Consider the following 25,777-nt stretch of genomic DNA (forward strand, 5'->3'; position numbering starts at 1 on the left):
TGATAACCGGAGTACATATCCGCTCGACACCGAAACAGGTATGTACGTAGTGTAAATTCACGCGTGGGCATGAAGTGCCCACCCTACAATATTTTAAATCTATCACGCCGCAGCTTTACGAGCCGCCTTGCGTGCCTGCCGCGCTTCCTTGCGCCGCATGTACCAGTAGTGGGCGCGGTCCAGGTACAGGTACACCACCGGCGTCGTGAACAGGGTCAGCGCCTGCGACAGCACCAGGCCGCCGACCATGGCGTAACCCAGCGGCCGCCGCAGTTCCGAACCGGCGCCGTGGCCCAGCATCAGAGGCAAGCCGCTCAACAGCGCACACATGGTGGTCATCATGATCGGCCGGAAGCGCAGCAGGCAGGCCTGGTAGATCGCTTCTTCCGGCTTCATGCCATGCTGCCGTTCCGCCGTCAGGGCGAAGTCGATCATCATGATGCCGTTCTTCTTGACGATGCCGATCAGCAGGATGATGCCGATCAGGGCGATCACGCTCAGGTCATAACCGCCCATCATCAGGATCAGCAGGGCGCCGACGCCGGCCGAGGGCAGGGTCGACAGGATCGTCAGCGGATGGATATAACTTTCATACAGCAGGCCCAGCACGATATACACCGCGACCAGCGCCGCCGCGATCAGGTAGGGCTGCGACGACAGCGAATCGCCGAAAGCCTTGGCCGTGCCCTGGAACGCGCCGGTCAGGGTGGCCGGCACGCCCATCTCGCTCTGCGCCTTCTGGATCGCATCGACCGCTTCGCCCAGCGCCACGTTCGGCGCCAGGTTGAAGGAAATCGTCACCGCCGGGAACTGGCCCTGGTGGCTGATCGACAGGTAGGAAGTCTTGTTGGTGTCGATGGTGACGAAGGTCGACAGCGGCACCTGCTGGCCAGTCACCGGCGAAGTCAGGTAAAGCTTGTTGAACAGCTCCGGATCTTCCTGCAGCTTGGGCGTCACCTCCAGGATCACGTGGTAGCTGTTGATCTGCGTGAAGTACTGCGCCACCTGGCGCTGGCCGATGGCGTCGTAGATGGTCGAGTCAATCAGCGCCGGCGTGATGCCGAAACTGGAAGCGCGCGCACGGTCAATGGTCAGGTTGGCTGCAGCCGCGGCATTCTGCTGGTCGGATGCGACGTCGGTCAGCTGCGGCAGCTGGCGGAAGCGGTTCAGCAGTTTCGGCGCCCAGACGTTCAGTTCATCCAGGTTGGAATCGGTCACGGTGTACTGGTACTGGGTGCGCGACAGGCGGCCGCCGACATTGATATCCTGGCCAGCCTGCAGGAACAGGTTGACCCCTTGCACCTTGGCCAGTTGCGGCCGCAGGCGCGCAATCACTTCGTCGGCGCTGGCGGTGCGTCCTTCGTCTTTCGGTTTCAGGCTGATGAAAAAGTTGCCGGTGTTGAAGGTGCTGCCGCCGCCGCTCATGCCGAAGCCAGTGACGTCCGGATCCTTGCGCACCACATCGGCCAGCGCCAGCATGCGTTTGTTCATCGAGGCGAACGAGGAATCCTGCGCCGATTCGGCAAAGCCGTAGACGAAGCCGGTGTCCTGCTGCGGGAAAAAGCCTTTCGGGATGATCACGAACAGCACCACGGTGGCGGCCATGGTGGCGAAGAACACCATCAGGGTAATGAACTGATGGCGCAGCACCACATGCAGGCCGCGCTTGTAGCCGTTGAGCATGGCGTCGAAACCGCGCTCGAACATCTGGTACATGCGGCCATGCGATTCGGCCGTATGCGATTTCAGGAAACGTGAGCAGAGCATCGGCGTCAAGGTCAGCGAAATCACCACCGACACTGCAATCGTCAGCGTCACGGTGATGGCGAATTCGCGGAACAGGCGGCCGACGATGCCGCCCATCAGCAGCAACGGGATGAACACGGCCACCAGCGATACCGAGATCGAAATAATCGTAAACCCGATTTCTCCCGCTCCCTTGTAGGCCGCTTCTATCGGCGCCATGCCTTCTTCGACGTAGCGATAGATATTCTCCAGCATCACGATCGCATCGTCGACCACAAAACCGACCGCGATGGTGAGCGCCATCAGCGACAGGTTGTCGAGGCTGAAGCCGAGCAGGAACATGATCCCCGCGGTGCCTAGCAGCGCCAGCGGCACCGTCACGCTCGGAATCAAGGTAGCCGGGACATTGCGCAAGAACAGGAAAATCACCAGCACCACCAGGGCGATGGTCAGCACCAGCGTGAATTCGACGTCGGACACCGAGGCGCGGATGGTCTGGGTGCGGTCGATCAGGGTGTTGACATGCACTGTCGGCGGGATCGCCGCTTGCAGGCGCGGCAAGGCTGCCTTGATGCGGTCCACGGTTTCGATCACGTTGGCGCCAGGCTGCTTGGTGATCGCCAGCACGATCGAACGGCCGTTGGTGATCGTGTTGCCGGCTGGCGCGGCGGCGCCGGCGTAGGCCCAGCCGGCCACCTTCAGGTTTTCCGCGGCATCGACGGCGACGCCGACATCGCGCACCCGGATCGGCGCGCCGTTCTTGTAGGCCAGCACCATGTCGTTCCACGGTTCCGCGCTCAGCAACTGGTCGTTGGTGTACACGGTAAAACTTTGCTTGGCGCCGTCAACCGTGCCTTTCGGCTGGTTGACGGTGAGGCTGGCGATCACGCCCCTGATGTCTTCCAGGCTGATGCCGATCGCCGCCAGCTTGGTCGGATCGACCTGGATCCGTACCGACGGTTTTTGCACGCCGCCGATATTGACCAGGCCGACGCCGGGAATCTGCGAAATCTGCTGCGCCAGGATATTGTCGGCGAAGTCATTGACCTGGATCAGCGGCAGCGCATCCGATTGCACCGACATCACCAGGATCGGCGAATCGGCCGGATTCACCTTGCGGAAGGTCGGCGGGCTCGGCAGGTTGGCCGGCAGCTGGCCGCTGGCGGCGGTGATCGCCGCCTGCACGTCGAGCGCCGCGGCGTCGATGCTGCGGTTGAGGTCGAACTGCAGCGTAATCTGGGTAGAGCCGAGCGAGCTGGTCGAGGTCATTTGCGACAGGCCGGCAATCAGGGAAAACTGCCGTTCCAGCGGCTGCGCCACGCTCGACGCCATGGTTTCCGGATTGCCGCCGGGCAGGTTGGCGGAGACCTGGATGGTCGGGAAATCGACCTGCGGCAGCGGCGCCACCGGCAGCAGCGGCCATACCGCGGCGCCGATCAGGAAAATCGCGATGGCGAGCAGCGTGGTGCCGATCGGCCGCTTGATGAAAGCTGCGGAGATGCTCATTTGCCGGCCTTTGCCGTCGAGGCGGCAGGAGCGGCAGCTGCGCTGGCTTCAATGATCTTGGCGCCCGGTTTCAGCTTGTACTGGCCATCGACCACGACCCGTTGTCCCACCTCCACGTCCTTGTCGATAACGGCCAGACCGTCCTGGATGTTGGCGACCTGGACCGGCTGGATTTTCACCGAACTGTCAGCGCCGACGACATACATGTAGGTGCCGTCCTGGCTGCGCTGCACCGCTGCCGCCGGCACCGTCAGCGCCTGCTTGCGGTCGCCCAGCACCAGCCGGACATTGACGTACTGGCCCGGCCACAGCACATGCGACGGATTCTGGAAAATGCCTTTCAGCTGCACCGTGCCGGTGCTGGTGTCGATCTGGTTGTTGAGCAGCGCCAGGTTGCCCTGGGCCAGCATGGCGCTGCTGTTGCGCGCATAGGTTTGCACGCTGAGCGGCTTCTGGCTGCCGCGCAGAGCGCTGTTGATGCTCTGGAAGGTTTCTTCCGGCAGGGTGAACACCACGGCGATCGGATCGATCTGGTTGATCACCACCAGGCCGTTGGTGTCCGCGGCATGGACGATATTGCCAGGATCGACCAGGCGCGCGCCGACCCGGCCGCTGATCGGCGCCAGGATGCGGGTAAAGCTGAGCTGCACCTTGGCAAAGTTGATCTGGGCTTCATCGGCCTGCACCGCCGCTTGCAGCTGGTTCACCTGGGCCTTGGTGGCGTCCAGCGTCTGTTGGGTGGCGGCGTCTTGCTGCACCAGGGTGGTGTAGCGCTGCAGGTCAAGCCGAGAGTTGACCAGCTGCGCCTGGTCCTTGGCTTTTTGCGCCACGGCCTGGTCCAGCTGCGCCTGCAGCGTGCGCGGATCGATCTGCGCCAGCAGTTGGCCGGCCTTGACGTCCTGGCCTTCGACGAAACCGACCTTGTCGAGCTGGCCGTCGATGCGCGCCTTGACGGTGACGCTGGCATTCGACGTAACGGTGCCGACGCCGCTCAGGTACATCGGCATATCCTGTTGTTTGACAGTAGCGGTGCTGACCGAGATGGCGCCAGGAGCGGCCTTCGGCGCGCCCTGGGCATCGGCCTTGTGCACCATGGCCCAGCCGGCGGCGCCGATCAGGACCAGTATCGCGGCGGTGATCAGCAGCGTCGAACGTGGTTTGGAAAGTGTGGTGGTCATCGTTATCGGCTCGCGGAATTAATTGGTCGTATTGTTTTGTGGATTGTTTTGCGCCTGGCCGGCGTGCTGGTCGCCGCGCAGTTGGCTGGCGTCCCAGCCGCCGCCGACAGCCTTGATCAGCGCCACGCTCGCCAGCAGCTGGCGTCCCAGCAATTGCACCAGGGTGCGTTCATTGCCGAGGGAAAGGGTTTGCGCGGTGACCACCGTCAGATAGGTCGCGGTGCCGGCGCGGTACTGGCTCAGCGCCAGCCGTTCCGCCAGTTGCGAAGCCTGCACCGCCTGGTTCTGGGCGATCGCTTCCTGGTCCAGGACCTTGAGCGTGGCCAGGTTGTCTTCCACTTCCTGGAAGCCGCCCAGCACGGTCTGTTTGTATTGCGCTACCGCGGCGTCGTAGACGGCGATGGCCTGGTCGCTATGCGCGCGCCGCAGGCCGCCGTCGAAAATGGTTTCAGCCAGCGCCGCGCCCAGCGACCAGACCCGGCTTGGGGTATCGAACCACTGCGCCAGGCTGGCGCTGTTGAAACCGCCGCTGGCGCTCAAGGTCAAGGCCGGGAAAAAGGCAGCCTTGGCGACGCCGATGTTGGCGTTGGCGACCGCTACCTGGCGTTCAGCGCTGGCGATGTCGGGACGGCGCTCCAGCAGGTCGGACGGCAGGCCGGCCGGAACCGGCAGCAAGCCAGCCTGCATCTTGCTCAGCATCTGGGTATCGGCCGGCAGCGCAGCCAGGTTGAAGCCGGAAGGCGCTTTGCCGGTGAGGATGGCGATCGCATGTTCCAGCTGGCTACGCTGCGCCTGCAGGTCGATGGCCTGGGCTTCCGCGGTTTTCAGCTGGCTTTCAGCCAGCGCCACGTCCGAGCGAAGCGCCACGCCGGCGGCGTACTGGTTCTGGGTCAGCTGCAGCGAGCGGGCGTAGGCAGCGGTGGTGCGCGCATACAGATCTTTCAGCAGGTCGGTGATGCGCAGTTGCAGATAATCTTGCGCCAGGGTGGCCTGGATGCTGAGGCGGGCGGCGGCCAGGTCGGCCGCGCTGGCCTGGATGCCGGCGTCGCCGGCTTCCACCGAGCGCCGCACGCTGCCCCAGATATCCGGTTCCCAGCTGCCTTGCAGGCCGGCGTTATAACTGTTGCCGATCTTGACGCCGCTGCTGTTGGTGCGCGAACGGTCTGTTCCGGCACTGATGCCGGCCGTCGGCCAGAAGCCGGCGCGCGCGGCATCGCCGGCGGCACGCGCCTGGCGGTACTGGGCTTCCGCCACGCGGATGTTCTGGTTAGCCTGGTTGGCTTGCTGCACCAGGCCGTTCAGGGTGGCGTCGCCGTAGACTTCCCACCAGTTGCTGCTGTCTATCTGCTGCGGTTGCGCCTGTTTCCACGGGCCGCTTTCTTTATAGGCGGCGGGTACGTCCATTGCGGGGCGCACGTAATCGGGACCGACTGCGCAGCCGGCCAGCGCAAACGCAATCGCGGCAGCCATGGCGGTGGCTGAGAAGGTTCTTGGGGGAAAGGGAAAATTCATGAGTCCTGGGCTGACGATCGGCACATCGGATGGAGTGTCCGATGTGCAGGTCAACACAAGCGCAGCACCGGACAGTATTTGAGAACACTTTAAAGCTTGCTGCGGTACGTGATGCTGTCGCTAGTATGACAATTCTGTCAGTTTCGCCCGTGCTTGATGCGCAATGCGCTGATGATGGTGGCAAGCAAGGTTGCGCTTGCGGCAAGCCAGAGCGACAAATGCACTGCGCTGGCGTCTAGCTGCGCAGTACTGGCGCTGGCTTGGGCGATGCTGGTAGCGGCCAGCACCACGGCAACCAATGCTGCTCCCAACGACTGGCCGAAGGTGCGGGCAATCGCCAGTACGCCGGAGGCGGTGCCGCTGCGGGCGCGCGGTGCATTGCTCAGCATTTCGCGGTTGTTTGGGCTTTGGAAGAAGCCGAAGCCGAGTCCGCAGACGAACGCACGCCACAGGATGTCCGGGATGGAGGCGTGTTCGCCGAGGCAGGCCAGCAGCGCCAGGCCGGTGGTCAGCACCAGCAGGCCACAGGTTGACAGCAACGCCGCCGAGTAGCGGTCGGCCAGGCGGCCGGCGATCGGCGCGGTGATGGCGATCGCTACCGGCCAGGGTGTAAACAAGGCCGCTGACAGTAGCGGACTGAAACCGTACGCGCCCTGGAACAGGAACGGCAGTGCAATAAAGGCAATGCCCTGGCCGACGAAAGAGCAGAGCGAGGTGGCGACTGCCATCGAAAAGCGCTGTGATGCAAAAATGTCAAGCGGCAACAGCGGTGCGGAATAACGACGTTGTCTAATGATAAATAAAATTACCGATGCCAAGGCGATCCCGCCCAGCAGCAGCTCCTGGGTCCAGCTATCGTGGCGCGACAGCCCGTCGACCGCCATGACGATGGTGCCCAGCGCCAGCGCCGAGAGCACGGCGCCGACCGCATCGAAGCGGCCGCCGCGGCCCGGATCGCGCGGCAGCACGCGGCGCGCCAGCAGCAGGGTGACGATGCCGAGCGGCACATTGACGGCAAACAGCCACTGCCAGCTCAGCACCGACAGCATCAGGCCGCCGATGGCCGGGCCGGCGGCGGTGGAGGACGCCACCACCAGGGCATTGATGCCCAGCGCCGCGCCCAGCAGGCGGGTCGGGAAGATATTGCGGTAGAGCGCCGGGCCGATGCTCATGGCGGCAGCGCCGCCGACGCCTTGCAAAAAACGCATGCCGTTCAGCATCGCCAGCGACGGCGACAGGGCGCAGCCCAGCGAAGCCAGGGTGAATGCCAGGATGCCGCTCATATAAACACGGCGAAAACCCAGGACTTCGCCCAGCGAGGCGAAAGTGACCATGGTCATGGCGCCGGCGAGTATATAAGCATTGGCGATCCAGACCGCGGCTGCCGGGTCGACCTGCAGGCTGCGCGCGATCATGGGCAGCGCGACGTTAACAATGGAGCCGTCCAGCACGGTCATGCTGGTGCCGAGGATCATGACGATAATCGCTACCCGGCGCGCCGCGCCGGGCAAGCCATCGTCTTCAGGCAGGTCGCCGAACAGCTGGCTCATGCAGCAAGGCGCGGCTTTGGCGCAACACTTGATTGAAATAATGGCGAGGTAGGCACAGGCAACAATAAAATGGGTAATAAGATCAAGGCGGCATTGACAGGGCGGGGCGGAAGCCGCGAATTATCACATGAAGCGCGATTTCACGCATGGGCCTGGGCTGCCTGCCAAGCGGGGCGATCACGAGGGTGCCACGGGGGCAGCAACAAATAGCCGCATTTTTCAGGTCGCCGGCGGCTGCCGCGGCGCCTGTTTGATGTATAATTCGAATTTCCCGCATGTGCCGTTCGGCACCTTCTGTAATGACTAAGTTTGTATTTGTTACCGGCGGCGTTGTCTCTTCCCTTGGTAAAGGGATTGCAGCCGCCTCACTCGCCGCGATTTTGGAATCGCGCGGCCTTAAAGTCACCCTTCTTAAACTCGATCCGTACATCAACGTCGATCCAGGCACCATGAGCCCGTTCCAGCACGGCGAAGTGTTTGTGACCGACGATGGCGCCGAGACCGATCTCGATCTTGGCCACTATGAGCGTTTCATTACGGCCAAGATGAAGAAGGTGAATAACTTCACTACCGGCCAGATCTACGAATCGGTGATCCGCAAGGAACGCCGCGGCGAATACCTGGGCAAGACGGTGCAGGTTATTCCGCACATCACCAACGAGATCCAGGATTACATCTATCGCGGCGCCGAAGGTTTCGACGTGGCGCTGGTGGAAATCGGCGGCACCGTCGGCGATATCGAATCCTTGCCCTTCCTCGAAGCGGCGCGCCAGCTGAGCCTGCGCGCCGGCCGCAAGGCGGCGGCTTTCGTCCACCTGACCCTGGTGCCTTACCTGGTGTCGGCCGGCGAGCTGAAAACCAAGCCGACCCAGCACAGCGTGCAGAAACTGCGCGAAATCGGGATTTCGCCGGATGCCTTGCTGTGCCGCGCCGACCGTCCGATCCCGGACGACGAACGGGCCAAGATTTCCCTGTTCTCGAACGTCCAGGGCGACGCCGTGATTTCGGTGTGGGACGCTGACACCATCTACAAGATCCCGCAGATGCTGCACGACCAGGGGCTGGACGCGATCGTCTGCGAAAAGCTGGGCCTGTCGCCGAAGCCGGCCGACCTCTCGGTCTGGACCAAGCTGGTGCACGCGCTGGAAAATCCAACTTACGAAGTCACCATAGGCATGGTCGGCAAATACGTCGACCTGACCGAATCCTACAAGTCGTTGACTGAAGCGTTGCGCCATGCCGGCATCCACACCGGCAGCCGGGTCAATATCGAATACCTGGATTCGGAAGAAATCGAAGCCAACGGCATCGGTGCATTGGCCAAGTACGATGCGATCCTGGTGCCGGGCGGGTTTGGCAAGCGCGGCGTCGAAGGCAAGATCGCAGCCGCGCGTTTCGCGCGCGAAAACAAGATCCCTTATCTCGGCATCTGCCTGGGCATGCAAGTCGCGCTGCTGGAATATGCACGCAACAAGGCTGGCCTGCCGCACGCCAATTCGACCGAATTCGATGCGCAGACCGACCAGCCGGTAGTGGCCCTGATCACTGAATGGCAAAACCACGACGGCAAGGTAGAACTGCGCGACGTCAATTCCGACCTGGGCGGCACCATGCGCCTGGGCGCGCAGACCTGCGACGTCAAGGCCGGCACCCTGGCCGCCGAAATCTACGGCCCGACCGTGACCGAACGCCATCGTCATCGTTACGAAGCCAACAACCATTACCTGGACCGCATCGAAGCAGCCGGCCTGGTGGTTTCGGCCCGCACCCCGACTGAAGACCTGTGTGAAATCATGGAATTGCCGCGCACCGGCGACAATGCCCATCCTTGGTATGTCGGCGTGCAGTATCACCCGGAATTCAAATCGACTCCGCGCGACGGCCATCCGCTGTTTATTTCGTTCATCAAGGCTGCGCTGGCGCACAAGCAAGCTAATACCGCAACTGCAGCGTAAGGAAAGAACATGAAACTTTGTGGCTTCGACATCGGCCTGGATCAGCCGTTTTTCCTGATCGCCGGTCCGTGCGTGATCGAGTCGCGCCAGATGGCGCTCGACACCGCCGGGATACTGAAAGAGATCACCAGCGAGCTGGGCATCAACTTCATCTACAAATCGTCTTTCGACAAGGCGAACCGTTCTTCCGGTTCTTCTTTCCGCGGCCTCGGCATGGAAAAAGGGCTGGAGATCCTGGCTGAAGTCAAAGCGCAAATCGGCGTGCCGGTGTTGACCGATATCCATGAAATCTATGAAATCAAGCCGGTGGCAGCGGTGGTCGATGTCTTGCAGACGCCGGCCTTCCTGTGCCGCCAGACCGATTTCATCAACGCTTGCGCCCAATCGGGCAAGCCGGTGAATATCAAGAAGGGCCAGTTCCTGGCGCCGCACGACATGATCAATGTCATCGCCAAGGCGCGTGCCGCGGCCCGCGAAGCCGGCCTGCCGGAAGATAATTTCATGGCCTGCGAGCGTGGCGCTTCGTTCGGCTACAACAACCTGGTGTCCGACATGCGCTCGCTGGCGATCATGCGCGAAACCGGTTGTCCGGTAGTGTTCGACGCCACCCACTCGGTGCAGTTGCCGGGCGGCCAGGGCAGCACTTCCGGCGGCCAGCGCGAATTCGTGCCGGTGCTGGCGCGCGCTGCGATTGCGGTGGGCGTGGCCGGCGTATTCATGGAAACCCATCCGAATCCGGCCGAAGCCAAATCGGACGGACCGAATGCGGTGCCGTTGAACCGCATCAAGGAATTGTTGTCGACCATGATCGACCTGGATCGGGTCGTCAAGAAGAATGGCTTTATCGAAAGCAATTTCGGTTGATTGCTTGGGGGATGGAATATATCGCTGCCGCTATACAGGCAAGTGGCTGCGCGTGAAGTCTGTTCCCGCAAATGGTTTTAATATCGCGCATATTTTTATTTGATAGGGAAATACATGAGTGCAATCGTTGACATCATTGGCCGCGAAATTATTGATTCGCGCGGTAATCCGACAGTCGAATGCGACGTCTTGCTGGAATCCGGCGTCATGGGCCGTGCGGCCGTGCCGTCCGGCGCTTCCACCGGTTCGCGCGAAGCGATCGAGCTGCGCGACGGCGACAAGAGCCGTTACGGCGGCAAGGGCGTTTTGAAAGCCTGCGAGCATATCAACACCGAAATTTCCGAAGCCATCATGGGCCTCGACGCCAGCGAACAAGCGTTCCTGGACCGCACCCTGATCGATCTCGACGGCACCGAAAACAAAGGCCGCCTGGGCGCCAACGCCATGCTGGCGGTATCGATGGCGGTAGCCAAGGCTGCAGCTGAAGAGGCCGGCCTGCCGCTGTACCGTTATTTCGGCGGCAGCGGCGCGATGCAGATGCCGGTGCCGATGATGAACGTCATCAATGGCGGCGAGCATGCCGACAACAACCTGGATATCCAGGAATTCATGATCATCCCGGTCGGCGCACCGAGCTTCCGCGAAGCGCTGCGCTACGGCGCCGAAGTGTTCCACGCGCTGAAGAAAATCCTGCACGACAAGGGCTTGTCGACCGCGGTCGGCGATGAAGGCGGCTTTGCGCCTAACCTGGCCAGCCACGAAGAAGCGCTGAAGCTGATCATCCAGGCGATCGAAGCCGCGGGCTACGAGCCGGGCACCCAGATCGCGCTCGGCCTGGACTGCGCCGCCAGCGAATTCTACAAGGATGGCAGCTACGTCCTGGCCGGCGAAAACATGACCCTGACCGGCGCGCAATTCACCGGCTTGCTGGCGTCGTGGTGCGACAAGTACCCGATCATCAGCATCGAAGACGGCATGGCGGAAAACGACTGGGACGGCTGGAAGCTGCTGACCGAAACGCTCGGCAAGAAGATCCAGCTGGTGGGCGACGACCTGTTCGTCACCAACACCAAGATCCTGAAAGAAGGCATCGACAAGGATATCGCCAACTCGATCCTGATCAAGATCAACCAGATCGGCACCCTGACCGAAACCTTCGCTGCGATTGAAATGGCCAAGCGCGCCGGCTACACCGCAGTGATCTCGCACCGTTCGGGCGAGACCGAAGATTCGACCATCGCCGATATCGCGGTTGGCATGAACGCCTTGCAGATCAAGACCGGCTCGATGTCGCGTTCGGACCGCATGGCCAAGTACAACCAGCTGCTGCGCATTGAAGAAGACCTGGGCGACATCGCCAGCTATCCGGGCCGCGGCGCGTTTTATAATTTGAAGTAATCAAGCCGGGGTGGGCACCAAGTGTCCACCCCGATCTACATTTAAGACAGCAGAACCAAGCCCGAAACGATGCGCCTGATTGCCATTTTCCTGACTGCCTTGCTGATACTGGTCCAGTACCCACTGTGGCTAGGCAAGGGCGGCTGGCTGCGCGTCTGGGACATGGATCAGCAAGTGCATGCGGCGCATGACAAGCTCGACGAGCTGAAGGCCCGCAACGCCAAGCTGGATTCGGAAGTACATGATTTGAAAGAAGGCACCGGCGCGGTCGAAGAACGGGCGCGCACCGAGCTGGGCATGATCAAGCAGGACGAGATTTTTATCCAGGTGCTCGATCCGAACGGCAATCCGGCCGATGCGCCGGCGCCGCCCAATGCGGCGTTGACCGCGGTGGAAAAGACCGTAGCGGTCGCCGTGCCAACCGAAAAGAAACCAGAACGCTAACTTTCGTTAGCCAGCAGGGCGCCCATGCTGTTCGCGGCGCCCATACTCCAATCTTAATGTTTGCTGCTGCCGGTAGAGAGCAGCGCTTCAACCGGCGCCGTGCTGGCGAACAGGTGCGCGCAGTCGACTTTGTCGAATTCATAATGCTGGCCGCAAAAATCGCAATCCACCGCCAGCTTGCCGAGGTCTGCCAGAGCTTCCTCGATTTCAGGCTGGCCCAGCATCTTCAGCATGTTGCCGACTTTTTCGCGTGAACAATTGCACTGGAAGCTGGGCTGCTGCGGTTCGAAAACACGGATGGTTTCTTCCCAGAACAGGCGGCGCATCAAAGTCTGGATGTCCGTCGACAGCATTTCTTCCGGACGCAGGGTGCCGCCCAGCGCCAGGAAACGGTTCCAGGTTTCCAGTTCATCGTTGACCGGCACGTCGATGCCGCCGTGGTTCGGCAGTTTCTGCAGCAGCAAGCCGCGCGCAACCTTGTCGTCGGCGGCCAGCCACAGCTTGGTGTCCAGCTGTTCCGAGCGCAGCATGTAGTTTTCAATGACGGTAGCGACATTCTCTCCATCCAGCGGCACGATGCCCTGGTAAGCCTGCTGGCCAGGCATCTTGTCCTGCGGGTCGAGCGTAATCGCAAAGCGTCCCTGGCCGTTCAGGTTGACCAGTTGCGACATGGTGGCGTCGGGGTCGATCACCGCATCCGGCGCCAGCTTGGCGGTGGCGCGCATCTGCAGCTGCGAATCGCACTCGGCCACCAGCAGCCGGATCGGACCGTCGCCGTGGATCTGCATGACGATGACGCCGTTGAATTTCAGGTTAGCCGACAGCAAGGCCGCCGCCGCCATCATTTCGCCCAGCAGGGTCTTGACCGGCGTCGGATAGTTGCGGTGCGCCAGCACTTGCTGCCAGGTGGACGACAGCTCCACCAGCTCGCCGCGCACGGCGGCGTTCTCCACCATGAATTTTTGCAGTGAATCGCCGTGCGCGTCGCCGGCATCCGTCATCTTTGTTACGTCCATATTTTTTATCCGCTGATGTATTACTTCTACCGTATTACTTCTAATTTATTGCTTCAAAACTGCTGCCCGCTATCCGATCAGCTTCAAGCTGTCCTTGTATTCCTGCCCGCGCTGTATGTAATGCGCGGCGTTGCCGGCCAGCGCTGCTATATCCTGCTCGCTCAGGGTGCGTACGGCCTTGGCCGGGCTGCCGATGATCAGCGAGTTGTCCGGGAATTCCTTGCCTTCCGTGACCAGCGCGCCGGCGCCGACCAGGCAGTTCTTGCCGATCTTGGCGCCGTTCAGGATCACTGCTTGGATGCCGATCAGGGCGCCGTCGCCAATCGTGCATCCATGCAACATTGCCTGGTGGCCGACGGTCACGTTCTTGCCCAGCGTCAGGGGAAAACCCATGTCGGTATGCAAGGTGCAGCTTTCCTGTACATTGCTGCCTTGGCCGACCGTGATCAATTCATTGTCGCCGCGGATGGTGACCCCGAACCAGACGCTGGCGTCGGCTTCGATCCTGACCTTGCCGATCAGGTTGGCGGACGGCGCGATGTATGCTGACGGGGCGATGTCGGGGGCATGCTCGCCCAATTGATAGATGGCCATAAATTTGTGTAAAATCCGCTCCGTAAAATGCTGGTTGTCGGGCATTGCCCTGATTCAATCCCTGTAGATAGGCCCATATTGCGATTTTTCAACCGTAGCGCCATTTTACCGCTCTCGACATGAACCATTCACCCTTTCCCGATCCGGCTGACTTGCGCCGCGCCGCCTTGCGTTGTTTGTGCGAGGCCGACGTCGCTGCCAAGGTGGCAGGTGTCGGGGCGCTGGCGGCGGCCTGGGAAAGCGGCGCCATGGCGCTGGACAGCCAGTGCGAATTGCAGGCAAGCCTGAGCATACCGGGGCGTCCTCCGCAGCCCTTGCTGGTGCCGCCGCGCGAAGTCAAGCACCGCTCCATGGCTACTCTGGAAGGGCGGGCCGCCATGATCCACGCCCTGGCGCATATCGAATTCAACGCCATCAACCTGGCGCTGGATGCGATCTGGCGCTTTGTCGGCATGCCAATGGACTATTATGCCGACTGGCTGCGCGTTGCAAAGGAAGAAGCTTATCACTTTAGCCTGCTGGCAATGCACTTGCAGGGCCTGGGCTTTGCCTACGGCGATTTCTCGGCGCATAACAGCTTGTGGGAACTGACTGAAAAGACCAGCCATGACATTTTGGCCAGGATGGCGCTGGTGCCGCGCCTGATGGAAGCGCGCGGCCTGGATGCCTCGCCGCGCACCCGCGCCAAGCTGGCGCAGGCCGGCGATGAACAAGCGGCGGCGATCATAGACATCATCCTGCGCGACGAGATCGGCCACGTGGCGATCGGCAACCGCTGGTATGGCTGGCTGTGCCAGGCGCGCGGGCTGGAGCCGCTGGCGACATTCGCCGCCCTGGCGGTGCAGCACCAGGCGCCGCAGTTGCGCGGACCGTTCAATATGGAAGCGAGGAGGGCGGCCGGTTTTTCCGAGTTGGAATTGCAGGCCTTGCTACAGGAAATGGGGCAGGCTTAAGCGCGCTTCAGTGATACCACTTGTGCTTGCCGGGGCGTTTGGCGATTTCCGCCATGTCTACCAGCCTGGTGCCGGCGATGCGGTCATGCAGGAACTGGCGCTGCGGATCGAGGTAGATGGTCAGCGCCCACAGCAGGAAATTCGCGGCCGGGATCCAGACCAGCATCCAGGTATGCGCGCCCAGCGCCCACGCCAGCGCCAGTCCGGGCAGGAACCAGCACCAGCTGAGCAGGAAGCGGATGGCGGCGCGGCCGGCCTTGACTGCGCTGCCGTCGCGGTTGACCAGCTGGATGCGCCAGGTTTTCATGGCCAGCGTTTGTCCGCCGTGGCTCCAGCACCAGACAAAATACAGGGTCAGCACGATGAACAGCCAGGCTTGCTGGGCATGTCGCAGGTAAAGCGCGTGGCGCTGCTGCAGCAAGGTCGAGAAAATCCAGCCCGAAATGAACAGGATGCCGAACAGCAGCATCGATTCATACATGATGCTGCCGAAGCGGCGTTTCAGCGATGGCGTCTGCTGCTGGCTGGAGAGCTGGGGTGTTGCGGAAGGATCCAAAATGCTTATTTCGCGGTAGGCGCCAGCGCCGCGGCTGGCGCCGTGGGAGCCGCCATCACAGCCTGTTCCTGGCCGTTCGGCGGCGTCAGGCTGACTGGCGCCGCAGGCTTAGACTTGTTGAATTTGGCCGGCGGCATCGTGGTCACCCGTTTGTGGCTGGGTGTGGCTTGTTCCGCCAGTTCTTTCTTTTGCTGTTCCGACAACTGCTGGTACTGCTGCCAGCGCAAGGCCCGTTGCTCGGTATCGAGCTTGTTGGCGCGCGCATAGTTTTCGCGCGCGATACGGCGTTGTTCCGGAGTCAAGGTTACCCAGCCGCGCATCCTGGCCTGCAGTCTTTCCTGCTCGGCCGGCGTCATGCTGGCGTAGCGGTTGCTGATTTCCAGCCATTTCTTGCGGGTAGCCGGCTTGAGCTTGTTCCAGTCGCCGGCCAGCGGCTCCAGCACATGCTGCTGGACAGCGCTCAGTTCATTCCAGTTAGGCGCGGTGATGCCCACCACCTTGGTCATTTTAGGCGGATTGAGCGGGGCCGGCTTGGCGCTGACGACAGCCGGCTGTATCGCTGCTGCTGCAGGCTGCGCCGCGGCCTGGGTCGATGCGAGCGGTCCCAGCACTGCCAGCGCAACGCCGCCGCTCACCAGCAGCGCGCAGGCGGCGCCGATCAGGCGTTTGCGGCGGCTGCCCAGCAGCCTGGAGGAAGGTGTCGGGGTCATTGGTCTTGCTGCTGTTGCTGGGCGAGATAAGCGCTGAAGCCGTTATCCAGGTAAGCCGACGGCGGCAGTTCGTCCGACAGCACGGCGGCGTCGATGTCGGCGGTATCGTTGATCCGGTGTTGTTGTTCGTATTGATACAAACCGGACAGCAGCAGCATGCCGACCAGTATCGGGGCGGCCACGCCGAGCCGGGTCAGCCAGGACAGGCGGTCGCCGAAAAAGCTGCCGGCGTCGCCCGCCAGCACGCCTTGGCGCGCCAGCGCGCGGGTCGGGGCATCTTTTTTCTTGCGCGCCATGGCCGCCTTGCGGGCAGCCGCCAGACGGTCGGCGGTAGGGGCCGGCAAATGGTCCAGGTTTTCATTCAGTGCATGCCGCACCTTGAAAGCGAAATTGATTTGTTTGTGGTTCATAAACTGATTCCTTTGGCCTTGAGCGAAAGCGCCAGAGTGTGCGTTGCGCGAGAGCAGTGCGTCTTGACGCTGCCTTCCGAGCATCCCATTGCGGCCGCGGTCTCGGCAACATCCATGTCCTCCCAATAACGCATCAGGAAGGCTTCCCGTTGACGTGCGGGCAGCTTCTGTACTTCCTCGTCGATGATGTTAAGAATTTGCTCACGTTCCAGCTTGTTGGCGCTGGATTCGGTTGCTTGCGAATCTTCATCCGATTCGAAGGTCTCGAGGACGTCGTAATCCTCGTCATTGGCGTTGTTGCGCCCCATGCTGGAAAACAGGCTGACCCAGGTATTGCGTACTTTTTCCCTGCGGAAATAGTCGTGGATCGTATTCTGCAAGATGCGCTGGAACAGCATCGGCAACTCGGCCGCGGGTTTGTCGCCGTATTTTTCCGCCAGCTTGATCATCGCATCCTGGACGATGTCGAGCGCGGATTCATCCTTGCGGACGGCGTACACCGCCTGCTTGAAAGCCCGGCGTTCTACGTTTTCAAGGAAATCGGAAAGTTCTTTATCGGTGGCCATGCATCGCGGCGAATTGGGTCATACACTACTGCTGATTCAAGATTCTCAAGCTTCTGTTATGCGGCCGGAACACGGTCACGCGCGGGGAGGTCCCGATGCTGACTGGTTTGCGCTAGCCGCCCTTGGCGTGCGCCCGGAAATCGCGATTCGCCTTGCCTTCATAAACGATGGCTTACGATTAATTTCCAGACTGGCCGAATCCTAGCAAAAAAGGCGAGGGTTGTGGGCAAATCTACTGCAAAAGACACGATTTAACCCGGATTTGATGTAATTTGGCTTGACCAGAATGAAACTACGCATTATGGTAGCTATCCACTTCAGAACCCTGAGGTGCAAGCCTTTTCGCTGACGACTCAAGATGTTGTTCAACGGACAGGCATGCTTCACATTTGTAAGCTGTTTGCTCCAACCCGTGCCACAAGCGCGAGAAACAGGCAACGGCGTCATCAGAATTTTCGGCCGAACGAGTAGCGTTTAGCGCCATTTTGAATCGTATCTACGGCTACGCAACGGAATGACGTGATCGCACAAAAAAGGGACGCCGTGGCACTGGTACGCTGCGCCATTTCGTCAGGAAAGAGCATCCGATCAATTTCCAATGGACCTTGAAAGGATCTAGTCATCATGAGCAAAGATACAAACCTGCCTGTCACCGGCGCGGAAATTCTCGTGCGCTGCCTGGCGGAAGAGGGTGTCGAACACGTGTTCGGTTATCCCGGCGGCGCAGTGCTGTACATCTACGACGCCATATTCCAGCAAGAAAAATTCCAGCATATCCTGGTACGACATGAGCAAGCTGCGATCCATGCAGCCGATGCCTATTCCCGCAGCTCGAACAAGGTTGGCGTGGCGATTGTCACGTCCGGCCCTGGCGTCACCAATGCGGTGACCGGCCTGGCCACGGCTTACATGGACTCGATCCCGATGGTGGTGATTTCGGGCCAGGTGCCGTCGTATGCGATCGGCGAAGACGCGTTCCAGGAATGCGACACGGTCGGCATCACCCGGCCGTGCGTCAAGCACAACTTTTTGGTCAAGGATGTCAAGGATTTGGCATCGACCATCAAGAAGGCGTTTTTTATCGCCAGCACCGGCCGTCCCGGCCCGGTATTGGTGGATATCCCTAAAGACATCACCATGCACCGCCACGTTTTCGACTATCCGAAGGAAGTCGAAATGCGTTCCTACAAGCCGGTCGACAAAGGCCACTCGGGTCAGATCCGCAAAGCGGTGCAACTGCTGCTGACCGCCGAACGGCCGATGATCTACGCCGGCGGCGGCGTGATCCTGGCGAATGCCGCGCCGGAGCTGAACAAGCTGGTGGATCGCCTGGGCTACCCATGCACCACCACCCTGATGGGCCTGGGCGGCTACAAGTCGTCGAGCGACAAGTTTGTCGGCATGCCCGGCATGCACGGCACTTACGAAGCCAACATGGCGATGCAGAACAGCGATGTGCTGATCGCCATCGGCGCCCGTTTCGACGACCGCGTGATCGGCAATCCGAAGAATTTCACTTCGGTCTCGCGCAAGATCATCCATATCGATATCGACCCGTCGTCGATCTCCAAGCGGGTCAAGGTCGACATTCCTATCGTCGGCAACGTCAAGGATGTGCTGCAGGAACTGCTGGCGCAGCTGGACGCCGCCGAGACCCGGCAGAATACCTCGGCGCTGTCGAGCTGGTGGAAGCAGATCGAGGAATGGCGCGGCCGCGACTGCCTCAAGTTTGCCGATTCGAACGAAGTGATCAAGCCGCAGGCCGTGGTGCAGAAAGTATGGCAGATCACCGACGGCGACGCTTTCATCACCTCCGACGTCGGCCAGCACCAGATGTGGGCGGCGCAGTACTACGGCTTCGACAAGCCGCGCCGCTGGATCAACTCCGGCGGCCTCGGCACCATGGGCGTCGGCTTGCCGTATGCAATGGGCGTGCAGATGGCCAATCCCGGTTCTACCGTGGCCTGCATCACCGGCGAAGCCTCGATCCAGATGTGCATCCAGGAGCTGGCTACCTGCAAGCAGTATCACCTGACGCCGAAGATCATCCTGCTCAACAACCGCTTCCTCGGCATGGTCCGGCAATGGCAGCAGATCGATTACGGTTCGCGCTATTCCGAGTCCTACATGGATTCGCTGCCGGATTTCACCAAGCTGGCGGAATCGTTCGGTCACGTCGGCATGAAGATCGAAAAGCCGGGCGACGTCGACGGTGCGCTGAAAGAGGCTTTCGGTCTGAAAGATCGCCTGGTATTCATGAATTTCATTACGGATCAAACCGAAAACGTCTGGCCTATGGTCAAGGCGGGCAAGGGCTTGACTGAAATGCTGCTCGGTTCGGAGGATCTGTAATCATGCGACATATCGTTTCTGTATTGCTGGAAAATGAAGCGGGCGCCTTGTCGCGCGTGGTCGGCCTGTTTTCCGCCCGCGGCTACAACATCGAGACATTGACGGTCGCACCGACCGAAGATGCGACCTTGTCACGCATGACCATCGTGACAAGCGGTTCGGATGACGTGATCGAACAGATCACCAAGCACCTGAACCGTCTGATTGAAGTCGTCAAAGTGGTCGACCTGACCGAAGGCGCACATATCGAACGCGAGCTGATGCTGATCAAGGTGCGCGCGGTCGGCAAGGAACGCGAAGAGATGAAGCGCACCGCGGACATTTTCCGCGGCCGCATCATCGACGTCACCGACAAGTCCTATACCCTGGAACTGACAGGCAACAAGGGCAAGCTGGATGCGTTCATCGATTCGATCGACCGTGCGGCGATCCTGGAAACCGTCCGTACCGGCGGCTCTGGCATCGGCCGCGGCGAACGCATCCTCAAAGTTTAAATAAAGTTTAAATAAACAGTCATCGCGCTGAAACGTTCGGTGCAAATTACATCAAATTACATATATAGGATCAAAAATGAAAGTTTTCTACGACAAAGACAGCGACCTCTCCCTGATCAAAGGCAAGAATGTTGCCATCATCGGTTACGGTTCGCAGGGCCATGCCCACGCGCAAAACCTGAACGATTCCGGCGTCAAGGTCACTGTCGGCCTGCGCAAGGGCGGTGCATCGTGGGACAAGGCGAAGAACGCCGGCCTGAACGTGGCTGAAGTCAACGACGCGGTGAAAGCCGCCGACGTCATCATGATCCTGCTGCCGGACGAAAACATCGCCCAGGTCTATGCAGAAAACGTCGCGCCGCACGCCAAGCAAGGCGCTACTCTGGCCTTCGCCCACGGCTTCAACGTGCACTACGGCCAAGTCGTGCCGCGCACCGACCTGGACGTCATCATGATCGCTCCCAAGGCGCCAGGCCACACTGTCCGCGCCACCTACACCCAGGGCGGCGGCGTGCCGCACCTGATCGCGGTTTACCAGGACAAGTCCGGCAGCGCCCGCGACATCGCCTTGTCGTACGCAACCGCCAACGGCGGCGGCCGTGCCGGCATCATCGAAACCAACTTCCGCGAAGAAACCGAAACCGACCTGTTCGGCGAGCAAGCCGTGTTGTGCGGCGGTGCGGTGGAACTGATCAAGGCCGGTTTCGAAACCCTGGTGGAAGCCGGCTACGCGCCGGAAATGGCTTACTTCGAATGCTTGCACGAACTGAAGCTGATCGTTGACCTGATCTATGAAGGCGGCATCGCCAACATGAATTACTCGATCTCCAACAACGCTGAATACGGCGAATATGTCACCGGCCCGCGCATCGTCACCGAAGACACCAAGAACGCCATGCGCCAGTGCCTGAAGGACATCCAGACCGGCGAATACGCGAAGAGCTTCATCCTGGAAAACAAGGCTGGCGCGCCAACCCTGATTTCCCGACGCCGCATCACAGCCGAGCATCAAATCGAACAAGTTGGCGAACAACTGCGCGGCATGATGCCTTGGATTAAGAAAAACAAGATGGTTGACCAATCGAAGAACTAATCAGGGCTTCCTTGTTTTGAGGTCAGGCATCATGCAGCAAGCGCCTGCATGCGCTTGCTGGGCCGGACGGCGCAAAGCAGTGCTTTGCGAAACCCCGTCCGGCCTGCCTTGGATCAAAAAGAACAAGATGGTTGATCAATCGAAGAACTAATCATTCTTCATTGAGATGGTGTAAAAAGGACGGTATAGCCGTCCTTTTTGCTTTCTTGACCGGCAACCATACATTGTTTAGATTGTGGCATCGCCAATCGAGTAATTTTCTTGGGCAATATGGCAACTAATACAATCGGCAGCAAATTCGGCAAGCCCGACCGCGGCTGGCGGGAGCGCCTGTACACGATTATTTTTGAAGCCGACACCGCCGCCGGACGCCGCTTCGATACCGCCTTGCTGATCATCATCGTGCTCAGCGTGGCGACCGTGATCATCGACAGCGTCGGCGCCGTGCGTTCGCGCGATTTCCTGGCGCTGAATATTTTGGAATGGCTGTTCACCATCCTGTTCACCATCGAGTACGTGGTGCGCCTGCTGTGCGTCAAGCACCCCTTGCGTTATGCCCTCAGCCTGTTCGGCATCATCGACCTGATATCTATCCTGCCGACCTACCTGGCGATCCTGCTGCCGGAATTCCATTTCCTGATCGATGTCCGCCTGCTGCGCATGCTGCGCGTCTTCCGCGTGATGAAACTGCCGCGCTATTTCGACGAGTCGCAGATCCTGCTGCAGGCGCTGCGCAACAGCCGCCACAAGATCCTGGTGTTCCTGGGCGTGGTGCTGATCATGAGCGTGATCCTGGGCACCATCATGTATGTGATCGAAGGGCCGGAGAACGGCTTCACCAGCATCCCGGTCGGCATGTACTGGTCGATCGTGACGCTCACCACCACCGGCTATGGCGACATCCACCCGAAAACGCCGATGGGCCAGCTGATTACTTCCTGCGCCATGCTGCTGGGCTACGGCATCATCGCCTTGCCGACCGGGATCGTCGGCGTCGAACTGGCGATGACCATGATGAAGGGTACGCCGACCACCCGTACCTGCACCCATTGCCTGACTGAAGGGCATGAAGCCGATTCCCTGTTTTGCAAACACTGTGGCGAGAAGCTGGAACCCTATCAGTACGATGCCGCCGCGGCCAGCGCCGATCCGTTCAACAAGCTGGCGGAATTCAAAGGCCGCATGGGGCTTAATGTGCACCGGGACCCGCCGAAAAAATAAGGCCGGGGCAAGGCTTTTTGCGGTCTTGCGTTTGCCACTAACTACAGGCAATATTGTCAGCGAACTAATTCGGCAGAATACAATCGAAGGTTGGTCTGTAATTGATAGTCTTTGGGGCGCACTTCCGGTAGCGCTCCATTTTTTCTTGGAGAAGAATATGTCGCGATCACGCAAATTGATGTTGTCGTCACTGCTGGCTGCCACCGGTTTCGCCGCGCACGCCCAGGCGCCGACCAGCGGTACCCTGGTAGTAGTGCCGGCCTATGGCGAAGTCAAGCATGCCAACGATCAGGTAAAGATCACGTTCAATGTTGAAGAGCAGGACAAGGACAAGGCGGCGGCTGCTTCCCGCGTCAACCTGAAGATGAAGCAGGGCACCGATATCCTCAAGCGCCAGGATCCGCAAGCGATCTTGCAGACGCGCGGCTATTACACCTACCCGGTTTATCCGGAAGACCAGCCGCAGCCGCGCGGCAATGCCAATAAGCCGCGCCAGCCGACCGGCTGGCGCGTCGGCCAGTACCTGGACGCCACCACGACCAACCTGAACAACCTGCCGAAAACGGTAGCCGCGGTGCAAAGCATCCTCGGCCTCAACGGCCTGTATTTCGGCCTGAGCGACGCCACCAGCAAGAAACTGGATGACCAGCGCATCGCCGCCACCTACCAGAACCTGACCGAGCGCATTTCTTCGATCGCCCGCGCAATGGGCCGCAATGTATCGGATGCCGTGCTCGATACGGTGGATTTCGAAGGCTCCGGCAACTATGCCCAGGAAGCGGCGGCGCCGAAAGCGATGATGATGCGCGCAGCATCCATGAACGACTCGGCCCAGGTGGAAGAACCTAGTTTCGAACCGGGTGAAACTACCTTGAACATGCGCCTGGTTGCCAAGTACCGTTTCAAATGAGCCGCCTGACCATCTTCAGCCTGACCCTGGGCATGGCTTTGGCGTTGGCCGGCTGCAAGCCGTCGGCGCCGACGCCGCAAGTCTTTAAGGCCCAGACCGATGCGCTGGAAAAGGCAAAAGGAGTTGAACAGCAGCTGCAGCAAGCCCAGGACAAGGCTAAGGCAGCTGAAGAGGAACAGCAGAAATAAGAAAAAGAAGCTGGGGCGCCTGCCCCGGCTTTCTTTTTTTGCGATATTCCGCTGATTTGTTGTTATATTAAAAATATTTTCCCGGTTATATTTACCCAGGCCAATAAAATCGAGCGAAAAGCTTGGTCTTTTTATACAATGCCAAGGCGCTGTTTCTTTCGCTGAACATCCGGACCACTGATATCATGCAGGCGGTCTCAAATCACCGATTTACCAGTGTTTCTTTATTAAGAAGCGAATCAAGAAGCGGTACGGGGGCTGGCAGAACTGGCTTCGCGCCCTCCCTGCAAGCAATAAAGCAGCAGGTTACATTTATTTCCCGCTCGACTAGAATAGCCACGCTTTCAAATTTCCATCATTTACCCAGATAATCCGGAGTGCAGTTGAATAATTACCCCCATCCTATTATTGCCCGCGAGGGTTGGCCGTTTTTGGGCATCGCCTTTGCGGTCGCGCTGCTGATCACGTTTTTCTCTCCCGCATGGTCGCTGCCATTCTGGATTATTGCTTTGTTCGTATTGCAGTTTTTCCGCGATCCGGCGCGCGTGATTCCGCAGAATCCCGCCGCGGTGCTGTCGCCGGCCGATGGCCGCATCGTCGTGGTGGAAAAAACCATGGACCCTTACGCCAATCGCGAAGCCTTGAAGATCAGCGTCTTCATGAACGTATTCAACGTCCATTCGAATCGCGCGCCGGTCGACGGCAAGATTGAGAAGGTAGAGTATTTCCCGGGCAAGTTCGTCAACGCCGACCTCGACAAGGCGTCGATCGAAAACGAGCGCAACGCTCTGGTCATCACCGCCGCCAACGGCCAGACCGTGACTTGCGTGCAGGTCGCCGGCCTGATTGCGCGCCGCATCCTTTGCTACGTCAAGGTGGCCGACGTGCTGGCGCGCGGCCAGCGCTACGGTTTCATCCGCTTCGGTTCGCGGGTCGACGTCTACCTGCCGCTGACAGCGACGCCCAAGGTTGCCGTGGGCGACAAGGTATCCGCCACCGAGACTATCCTGGCCGAGTTTTAAGCAGTGTTGCTGGTAATCAGAGTCGATTGAAACGGAACTTACATGGCCACATTCAAGCGCCGTAAAGCGAAGAACAATATCGCGCAGTTCCCCAAGGCGCTGCGCCCGAACAAGAACGCAGAACGCAGCGAATACCTGGACCAGGATACGGGAGACCATCCCCCGGTCCGGCGCCGGCGCGGCATCTACCTGCTGCCGAACGCCTTCACCACGGCAGCGCTGTTCTGCGGTTTTTATGCGATCGTGATGGCGATGAACCTGCGCTTCGACCAGGCTTCGATCGCCATCTTCGTGGCGATGGTGCTGGACAGCCTGGACGGCCGCGTGGCGCGCCTGACCAATACCCAGAGCGAATTCGGCGCGCAATACGACAGCCTGTCCGACATGGTGTCGTTCGGCGCCGCGCCGGCGCTGGTAGTGTACGAGTGGTCCTTGCGCGGCATGGGCAAGCTGGGCTGGCTGGCGGCATTCGTCTATTGTGCCGGCGGCGCTTTGCGCCTGGCGCGCTTCAACACCAATATCGCGGTGGTCGACAAACGCTATTTCCAGGGTTTGCCCAGCCCCGCAGCAGCGGCCCTGGTGGCCGGTTTTGTCTGGCTGATGGACGATCTCGGCTTCCGCGGCGCATCGTTGAGCTGGGCAGCGTGGGCGATCACCCTATACGCCGGCCTGACCATGGTCAGCAATGTTCCGTTTTATAGTTTTAAAGACATCAACCTGCGCAAGCCGATGCCGTTCATCGCCGCGTTCCTGGTGGTGCTGGCGCTGGTGGCGATTTTCAGCGATCCGTCGAAGGTGCTGTTCGGCCTGTTCGTGCTGTACGGCCTGTCCGGTTTCGGCGTCTATTTCTGGCGCTGGTTCAAGGGCAAGCCGGTCAGCATCGTGCAGACGGAACTAGAGCACGACGATAAGGACTAAGGTAATGCCTGTGAAACATTAGTAAGGTTAAATGTTGTTAAACCTTGGGTTGCAAGCAGCACGGCGGCACAGCAAGTGGCATCATACTTTTTCAACTATCACTGGAGAAAAAAATGGGTTTACTTTCTTTTATTAAGGACGCTGGTGAAAAGCTTCTGGGGAAAAAGCCAGAGGAAGTTGCTCCTCCTGATGTCCCGGCGCTGGAGCAACAAGCAGCAGATGCGATCAAAACCTACGTGGGAACGCAAGGCATCGACACCAGTGGTTTGACGATTGCCTTCGATGCCCCTTCTAAAACGGTGACTGCCAGCGGTGAAGCCGCTGATCAGCAGACCCGCGAAAAAATCATTTTGTGCTGTGGCAATGTCAAAGACGTTGAAAGTGTGAATGATAATTTGACCGTTGCCGCGGCTGCAGATGAGTCCCAGTGGTATGACGTGGTCACAGGTGACAACCTGTCGAAGATCTCCAAGCAATTCTATGGCGATCCAAACAAGTATCCGCAAATTTTTGAAGCCAACAAGCCGATGCTGAAAAGCCCTGACCTGATTTATCCAGGCCAGAAGCTGCGTATTCCGCCACTTGCCTGATAGACGGCAAGCCAGATCAGCCGCCCGCTTA

Annotated in this window: 24 protein-coding genes; 14 read left to right on the forward strand and 10 right to left on the reverse strand. The window is 60.1% G+C overall.

From position 1 onward, the window contains the following. Positions 1–102: 102 nt before the first annotated feature. From CFU_RS06430 to CFU_RS06445, 4 genes are all read right to left on the reverse strand, one after another. Entirely contained in the window at positions 103–3,252 is a 3,150-nt protein-coding gene (locus CFU_RS06430; RefSeq protein ID WP_014005231.1) for an efflux RND transporter permease subunit, read from the reverse strand. Next, positions 3,249–4,430 (reverse strand): efflux RND transporter periplasmic adaptor subunit, encoded by a 1,182-nt coding sequence (locus CFU_RS06435; protein ID WP_014005232.1) that lies wholly within the window; start codon positions 4,428–4,430, stop codon positions 3,249–3,251. The genes CFU_RS06430 and CFU_RS06435 overlap by 4 nt, the downstream gene beginning before the upstream one ends. Positions 4,431–4,448: 18 nt before the next feature. Further along, positions 4,449–5,942 carry an efflux transporter outer membrane subunit gene (locus CFU_RS06440; protein WP_050808494.1) on the reverse strand — a complete coding sequence of 498 codons (1,494 nt, stop codon included), beginning with the start codon at positions 5,940–5,942 and terminating at the stop codon, positions 4,449–4,451. 137 nt (positions 5,943–6,079) lie between these two features. Then, the gene (locus CFU_RS06445; RefSeq protein WP_014005234.1) at positions 6,080–7,492 is read right to left on the reverse strand and encodes an MFS transporter; all 1,413 of its coding nucleotides are present in this window, start codon (positions 7,490–7,492) and stop codon (positions 6,080–6,082) included. Between the two features lie 299 nt (positions 7,493–7,791). On the opposite strand from CFU_RS06445, the gene CFU_RS06455 reads away from it, so the two are divergent. The 4 genes from CFU_RS06455 (at position 7,792) to ftsB (ending at position 12,153) form a co-directional block, all read left to right on the forward strand. Beyond that, on the forward strand, positions 7,792–9,447 hold the full coding sequence (locus CFU_RS06455; protein ID WP_041741405.1) for a CTP synthase: 1,656 nt from the start codon (positions 7,792–7,794) through the stop codon (positions 9,445–9,447). Positions 9,448–9,456: 9 nt separating this feature from the next. Then, on the forward strand, positions 9,457–10,311 hold the full coding sequence (kdsA, locus tag CFU_RS06460) for a 3-deoxy-8-phosphooctulonate synthase (RefSeq protein WP_014005237.1): 855 nt from the start codon (positions 9,457–9,459) through the stop codon (positions 10,309–10,311). Positions 10,312–10,425: 114 nt separating this feature from the next. After that, positions 10,426–11,709, forward strand: coding sequence for a phosphopyruvate hydratase (gene eno / locus CFU_RS06465; protein ID WP_041741406.1), 1,284 nt, complete (start codon positions 10,426–10,428; stop codon positions 11,707–11,709). Positions 11,710–11,778: 69 nt separating this feature from the next. Next, on the forward strand, positions 11,779–12,153 hold the full coding sequence (ftsB, locus tag CFU_RS06470; RefSeq protein WP_014005239.1) for a cell division protein FtsB: 375 nt from the start codon (positions 11,779–11,781) through the stop codon (positions 12,151–12,153). A gap of 53 nt (positions 12,154–12,206) precedes the next feature. On the opposite strand, the gene hslO is transcribed toward ftsB, so the two are convergent. Continuing rightward, the gene (gene hslO / locus CFU_RS06475; RefSeq protein WP_014005240.1) at positions 12,207–13,169 is read right to left on the reverse strand and encodes an Hsp33 family molecular chaperone HslO; all 963 of its coding nucleotides are present in this window, start codon (positions 13,167–13,169) and stop codon (positions 12,207–12,209) included. Between the two features lie 69 nt (positions 13,170–13,238). Then, positions 13,239–13,763 (reverse strand): gamma carbonic anhydrase family protein, encoded by a 525-nt coding sequence (locus CFU_RS06480; RefSeq protein WP_041743071.1) that lies wholly within the window; start codon positions 13,761–13,763, stop codon positions 13,239–13,241. 119 nt (positions 13,764–13,882) lie between these two features. Between CFU_RS06480 and CFU_RS06485 the strand changes: the two genes are divergently transcribed. After that, positions 13,883–14,716 carry a ferritin-like domain-containing protein gene (locus CFU_RS06485; RefSeq protein ID WP_014005242.1) on the forward strand — a complete coding sequence of 278 codons (834 nt, stop codon included), beginning with the start codon at positions 13,883–13,885 and terminating at the stop codon, positions 14,714–14,716. Between the two features lie 7 nt (positions 14,717–14,723). On the opposite strand, the gene CFU_RS06490 is transcribed toward CFU_RS06485, so the two are convergent. The 4 genes from CFU_RS06490 to CFU_RS06505 form a co-directional block, all read right to left on the reverse strand. Beyond that, positions 14,724–15,197 (reverse strand): RDD family protein, encoded by a 474-nt coding sequence (locus tag CFU_RS06490; RefSeq protein ID WP_050808726.1) that lies wholly within the window; start codon positions 15,195–15,197, stop codon positions 14,724–14,726. An 80-nt stretch (positions 15,198–15,277) separates the two neighbouring features. Continuing rightward, positions 15,278–15,982 carry a DUF3106 domain-containing protein gene (locus CFU_RS06495; protein ID WP_014005244.1) on the reverse strand — a complete coding sequence of 235 codons (705 nt, stop codon included), beginning with the start codon at positions 15,980–15,982 and terminating at the stop codon, positions 15,278–15,280. Beyond that, positions 15,979–16,392 carry a DUF3619 family protein gene (locus CFU_RS06500; protein ID WP_014005245.1) on the reverse strand — a complete coding sequence of 138 codons (414 nt, stop codon included), beginning with the start codon at positions 16,390–16,392 and terminating at the stop codon, positions 15,979–15,981. Before CFU_RS06500 ends, CFU_RS06495 begins: the two co-directional genes overlap by 4 nt. Further along, the gene (locus CFU_RS06505; RefSeq protein WP_014005246.1) at positions 16,389–16,958 is read right to left on the reverse strand and encodes an RNA polymerase sigma factor; all 570 of its coding nucleotides are present in this window, start codon (positions 16,956–16,958) and stop codon (positions 16,389–16,391) included. Before CFU_RS06505 ends, CFU_RS06500 begins: the two co-directional genes overlap by 4 nt. A 624-nt stretch (positions 16,959–17,582) precedes the next feature. Here CFU_RS06505 and CFU_RS06510 point away from each other — a divergent pair. The 9 genes from CFU_RS06510 (at position 17,583) to lysM (ending at position 25,746) form a co-directional block, all read left to right on the forward strand. Next, positions 17,583–19,310 carry an acetolactate synthase 3 catalytic subunit gene (locus CFU_RS06510; RefSeq protein WP_014005247.1) on the forward strand — a complete coding sequence of 576 codons (1,728 nt, stop codon included), beginning with the start codon at positions 17,583–17,585 and terminating at the stop codon, positions 19,308–19,310. Positions 19,311–19,312: 2 nt separating this feature from the next. Continuing rightward, entirely contained in the window at positions 19,313–19,804 is a 492-nt protein-coding gene (ilvN, locus tag CFU_RS06515; protein ID WP_014005248.1) for an acetolactate synthase small subunit, read from the forward strand. A 76-nt stretch (positions 19,805–19,880) separates the two neighbouring features. Continuing rightward, complete coding sequence (ilvC, locus tag CFU_RS06520) at positions 19,881–20,897, forward strand: ketol-acid reductoisomerase (RefSeq protein ID WP_014005249.1); 1,017 nt, start codon at positions 19,881–19,883, stop codon at positions 20,895–20,897. A gap of 270 nt (positions 20,898–21,167) precedes the next feature. Next, positions 21,168–22,118 carry an ion transporter gene (locus CFU_RS06525; protein ID WP_081466421.1) on the forward strand — a complete coding sequence of 317 codons (951 nt, stop codon included), beginning with the start codon at positions 21,168–21,170 and terminating at the stop codon, positions 22,116–22,118. 157 nt (positions 22,119–22,275) lie between these two features. Next, positions 22,276–23,028: an SIMPL domain-containing protein gene (locus CFU_RS06530; RefSeq protein ID WP_041741407.1), complete on the forward strand. Its 753-nt coding sequence runs from the start codon at positions 22,276–22,278 to the stop codon at positions 23,026–23,028. Then, a complete protein-coding gene (locus tag CFU_RS06535; RefSeq protein WP_014005252.1) occupies positions 23,025–23,216 on the forward strand; it encodes a hypothetical protein in 192 nt (63 codons plus the stop codon). Before CFU_RS06530 ends, CFU_RS06535 begins: the two co-directional genes overlap by 4 nt. A gap of 377 nt (positions 23,217–23,593) precedes the next feature. After that, positions 23,594–24,238: a phosphatidylserine decarboxylase gene (locus tag CFU_RS06540; RefSeq protein WP_014005253.1), complete on the forward strand. Its 645-nt coding sequence runs from the start codon at positions 23,594–23,596 to the stop codon at positions 24,236–24,238. A gap of 42 nt (positions 24,239–24,280) precedes the next feature. Then, on the forward strand, positions 24,281–25,156 hold the full coding sequence (gene pssA, locus CFU_RS06545; protein ID WP_014005254.1) for a CDP-diacylglycerol--serine O-phosphatidyltransferase: 876 nt from the start codon (positions 24,281–24,283) through the stop codon (positions 25,154–25,156). A 113-nt stretch (positions 25,157–25,269) separates the two neighbouring features. Next, complete coding sequence (gene lysM / locus CFU_RS06550) at positions 25,270–25,746, forward strand: peptidoglycan-binding protein LysM (protein WP_041741409.1); 477 nt, start codon at positions 25,270–25,272, stop codon at positions 25,744–25,746. The last annotated feature ends 31 nt before the right edge of the window (positions 25,747–25,777 follow it).

Origin of the sequence: Collimonas fungivorans Ter331, assembly GCF_000221045.1 — a bacterium.
GTDB classification, from domain to species: domain Bacteria; phylum Pseudomonadota; class Gammaproteobacteria; order Burkholderiales; family Burkholderiaceae_D; genus Collimonas; species Collimonas fungivorans_A.

What these genes read in the sequence shown, in the direction of transcription:
- CFU_RS06430 (WP_014005231.1), bottom strand. Translation starts at nt 3,252, where the DNA reads ATGAGCATCTCCGCAGCTTTCATCAAGCGGCCGATCGGCACCACGCTG.
- CFU_RS06435 (WP_014005232.1), bottom strand. Translation starts at nt 4,430, where the DNA reads ATGACCACCACACTTTCCAAACCACGTTCGACGCTGCTGATCACCGCC.
- CFU_RS06440 (WP_050808494.1), bottom strand. Translation starts at nt 5,942, where the DNA reads ATGAATTTTCCCTTTCCCCCAAGAACCTTCTCAGCCACCGCCATGGCT.
- CFU_RS06445 (WP_014005234.1), bottom strand. Translation starts at nt 7,492, where the DNA reads ATGAGCCAGCTGTTCGGCGACCTGCCTGAAGACGATGGCTTGCCCGGC.
- CFU_RS06455 (WP_041741405.1), top strand. Translation starts at nt 7,792, where the DNA reads ATGACTAAGTTTGTATTTGTTACCGGCGGCGTTGTCTCTTCCCTTGGT.
- kdsA (WP_014005237.1), top strand. Translation starts at nt 9,457, where the DNA reads ATGAAACTTTGTGGCTTCGACATCGGCCTGGATCAGCCGTTTTTCCTG.
- eno (WP_041741406.1), top strand. Translation starts at nt 10,426, where the DNA reads ATGAGTGCAATCGTTGACATCATTGGCCGCGAAATTATTGATTCGCGC.
- ftsB (WP_014005239.1), top strand. Translation starts at nt 11,779, where the DNA reads ATGCGCCTGATTGCCATTTTCCTGACTGCCTTGCTGATACTGGTCCAG.
- hslO (WP_014005240.1), bottom strand. Translation starts at nt 13,169, where the DNA reads ATGGACGTAACAAAGATGACGGATGCCGGCGACGCGCACGGCGATTCA.
- CFU_RS06480 (WP_041743071.1), bottom strand. Translation starts at nt 13,763, where the DNA reads ATGGCCATCTATCAATTGGGCGAGCATGCCCCCGACATCGCCCCGTCA.
- CFU_RS06485 (WP_014005242.1), top strand. Translation starts at nt 13,883, where the DNA reads ATGAACCATTCACCCTTTCCCGATCCGGCTGACTTGCGCCGCGCCGCC.
- CFU_RS06490 (WP_050808726.1), bottom strand. Translation starts at nt 15,197, where the DNA reads ATGTATGAATCGATGCTGCTGTTCGGCATCCTGTTCATTTCGGGCTGG.
- CFU_RS06495 (WP_014005244.1), bottom strand. Translation starts at nt 15,982, where the DNA reads ATGACCCCGACACCTTCCTCCAGGCTGCTGGGCAGCCGCCGCAAACGC.
- CFU_RS06500 (WP_014005245.1), bottom strand. Translation starts at nt 16,392, where the DNA reads ATGAACCACAAACAAATCAATTTCGCTTTCAAGGTGCGGCATGCACTG.
- CFU_RS06505 (WP_014005246.1), bottom strand. Translation starts at nt 16,958, where the DNA reads ATGGCCACCGATAAAGAACTTTCCGATTTCCTTGAAAACGTAGAACGC.
- CFU_RS06510 (WP_014005247.1), top strand. Translation starts at nt 17,583, where the DNA reads ATGAGCAAAGATACAAACCTGCCTGTCACCGGCGCGGAAATTCTCGTG.
- ilvN (WP_014005248.1), top strand. Translation starts at nt 19,313, where the DNA reads ATGCGACATATCGTTTCTGTATTGCTGGAAAATGAAGCGGGCGCCTTG.
- ilvC (WP_014005249.1), top strand. Translation starts at nt 19,881, where the DNA reads ATGAAAGTTTTCTACGACAAAGACAGCGACCTCTCCCTGATCAAAGGC.
- CFU_RS06525 (WP_081466421.1), top strand. Translation starts at nt 21,168, where the DNA reads ATGGCAACTAATACAATCGGCAGCAAATTCGGCAAGCCCGACCGCGGC.
- CFU_RS06530 (WP_041741407.1), top strand. Translation starts at nt 22,276, where the DNA reads ATGTCGCGATCACGCAAATTGATGTTGTCGTCACTGCTGGCTGCCACC.
- CFU_RS06535 (WP_014005252.1), top strand. Translation starts at nt 23,025, where the DNA reads ATGAGCCGCCTGACCATCTTCAGCCTGACCCTGGGCATGGCTTTGGCG.
- pssA (WP_014005254.1), top strand. Translation starts at nt 24,281, where the DNA reads ATGGCCACATTCAAGCGCCGTAAAGCGAAGAACAATATCGCGCAGTTC.
- lysM (WP_041741409.1), top strand. Translation starts at nt 25,270, where the DNA reads ATGGGTTTACTTTCTTTTATTAAGGACGCTGGTGAAAAGCTTCTGGGG.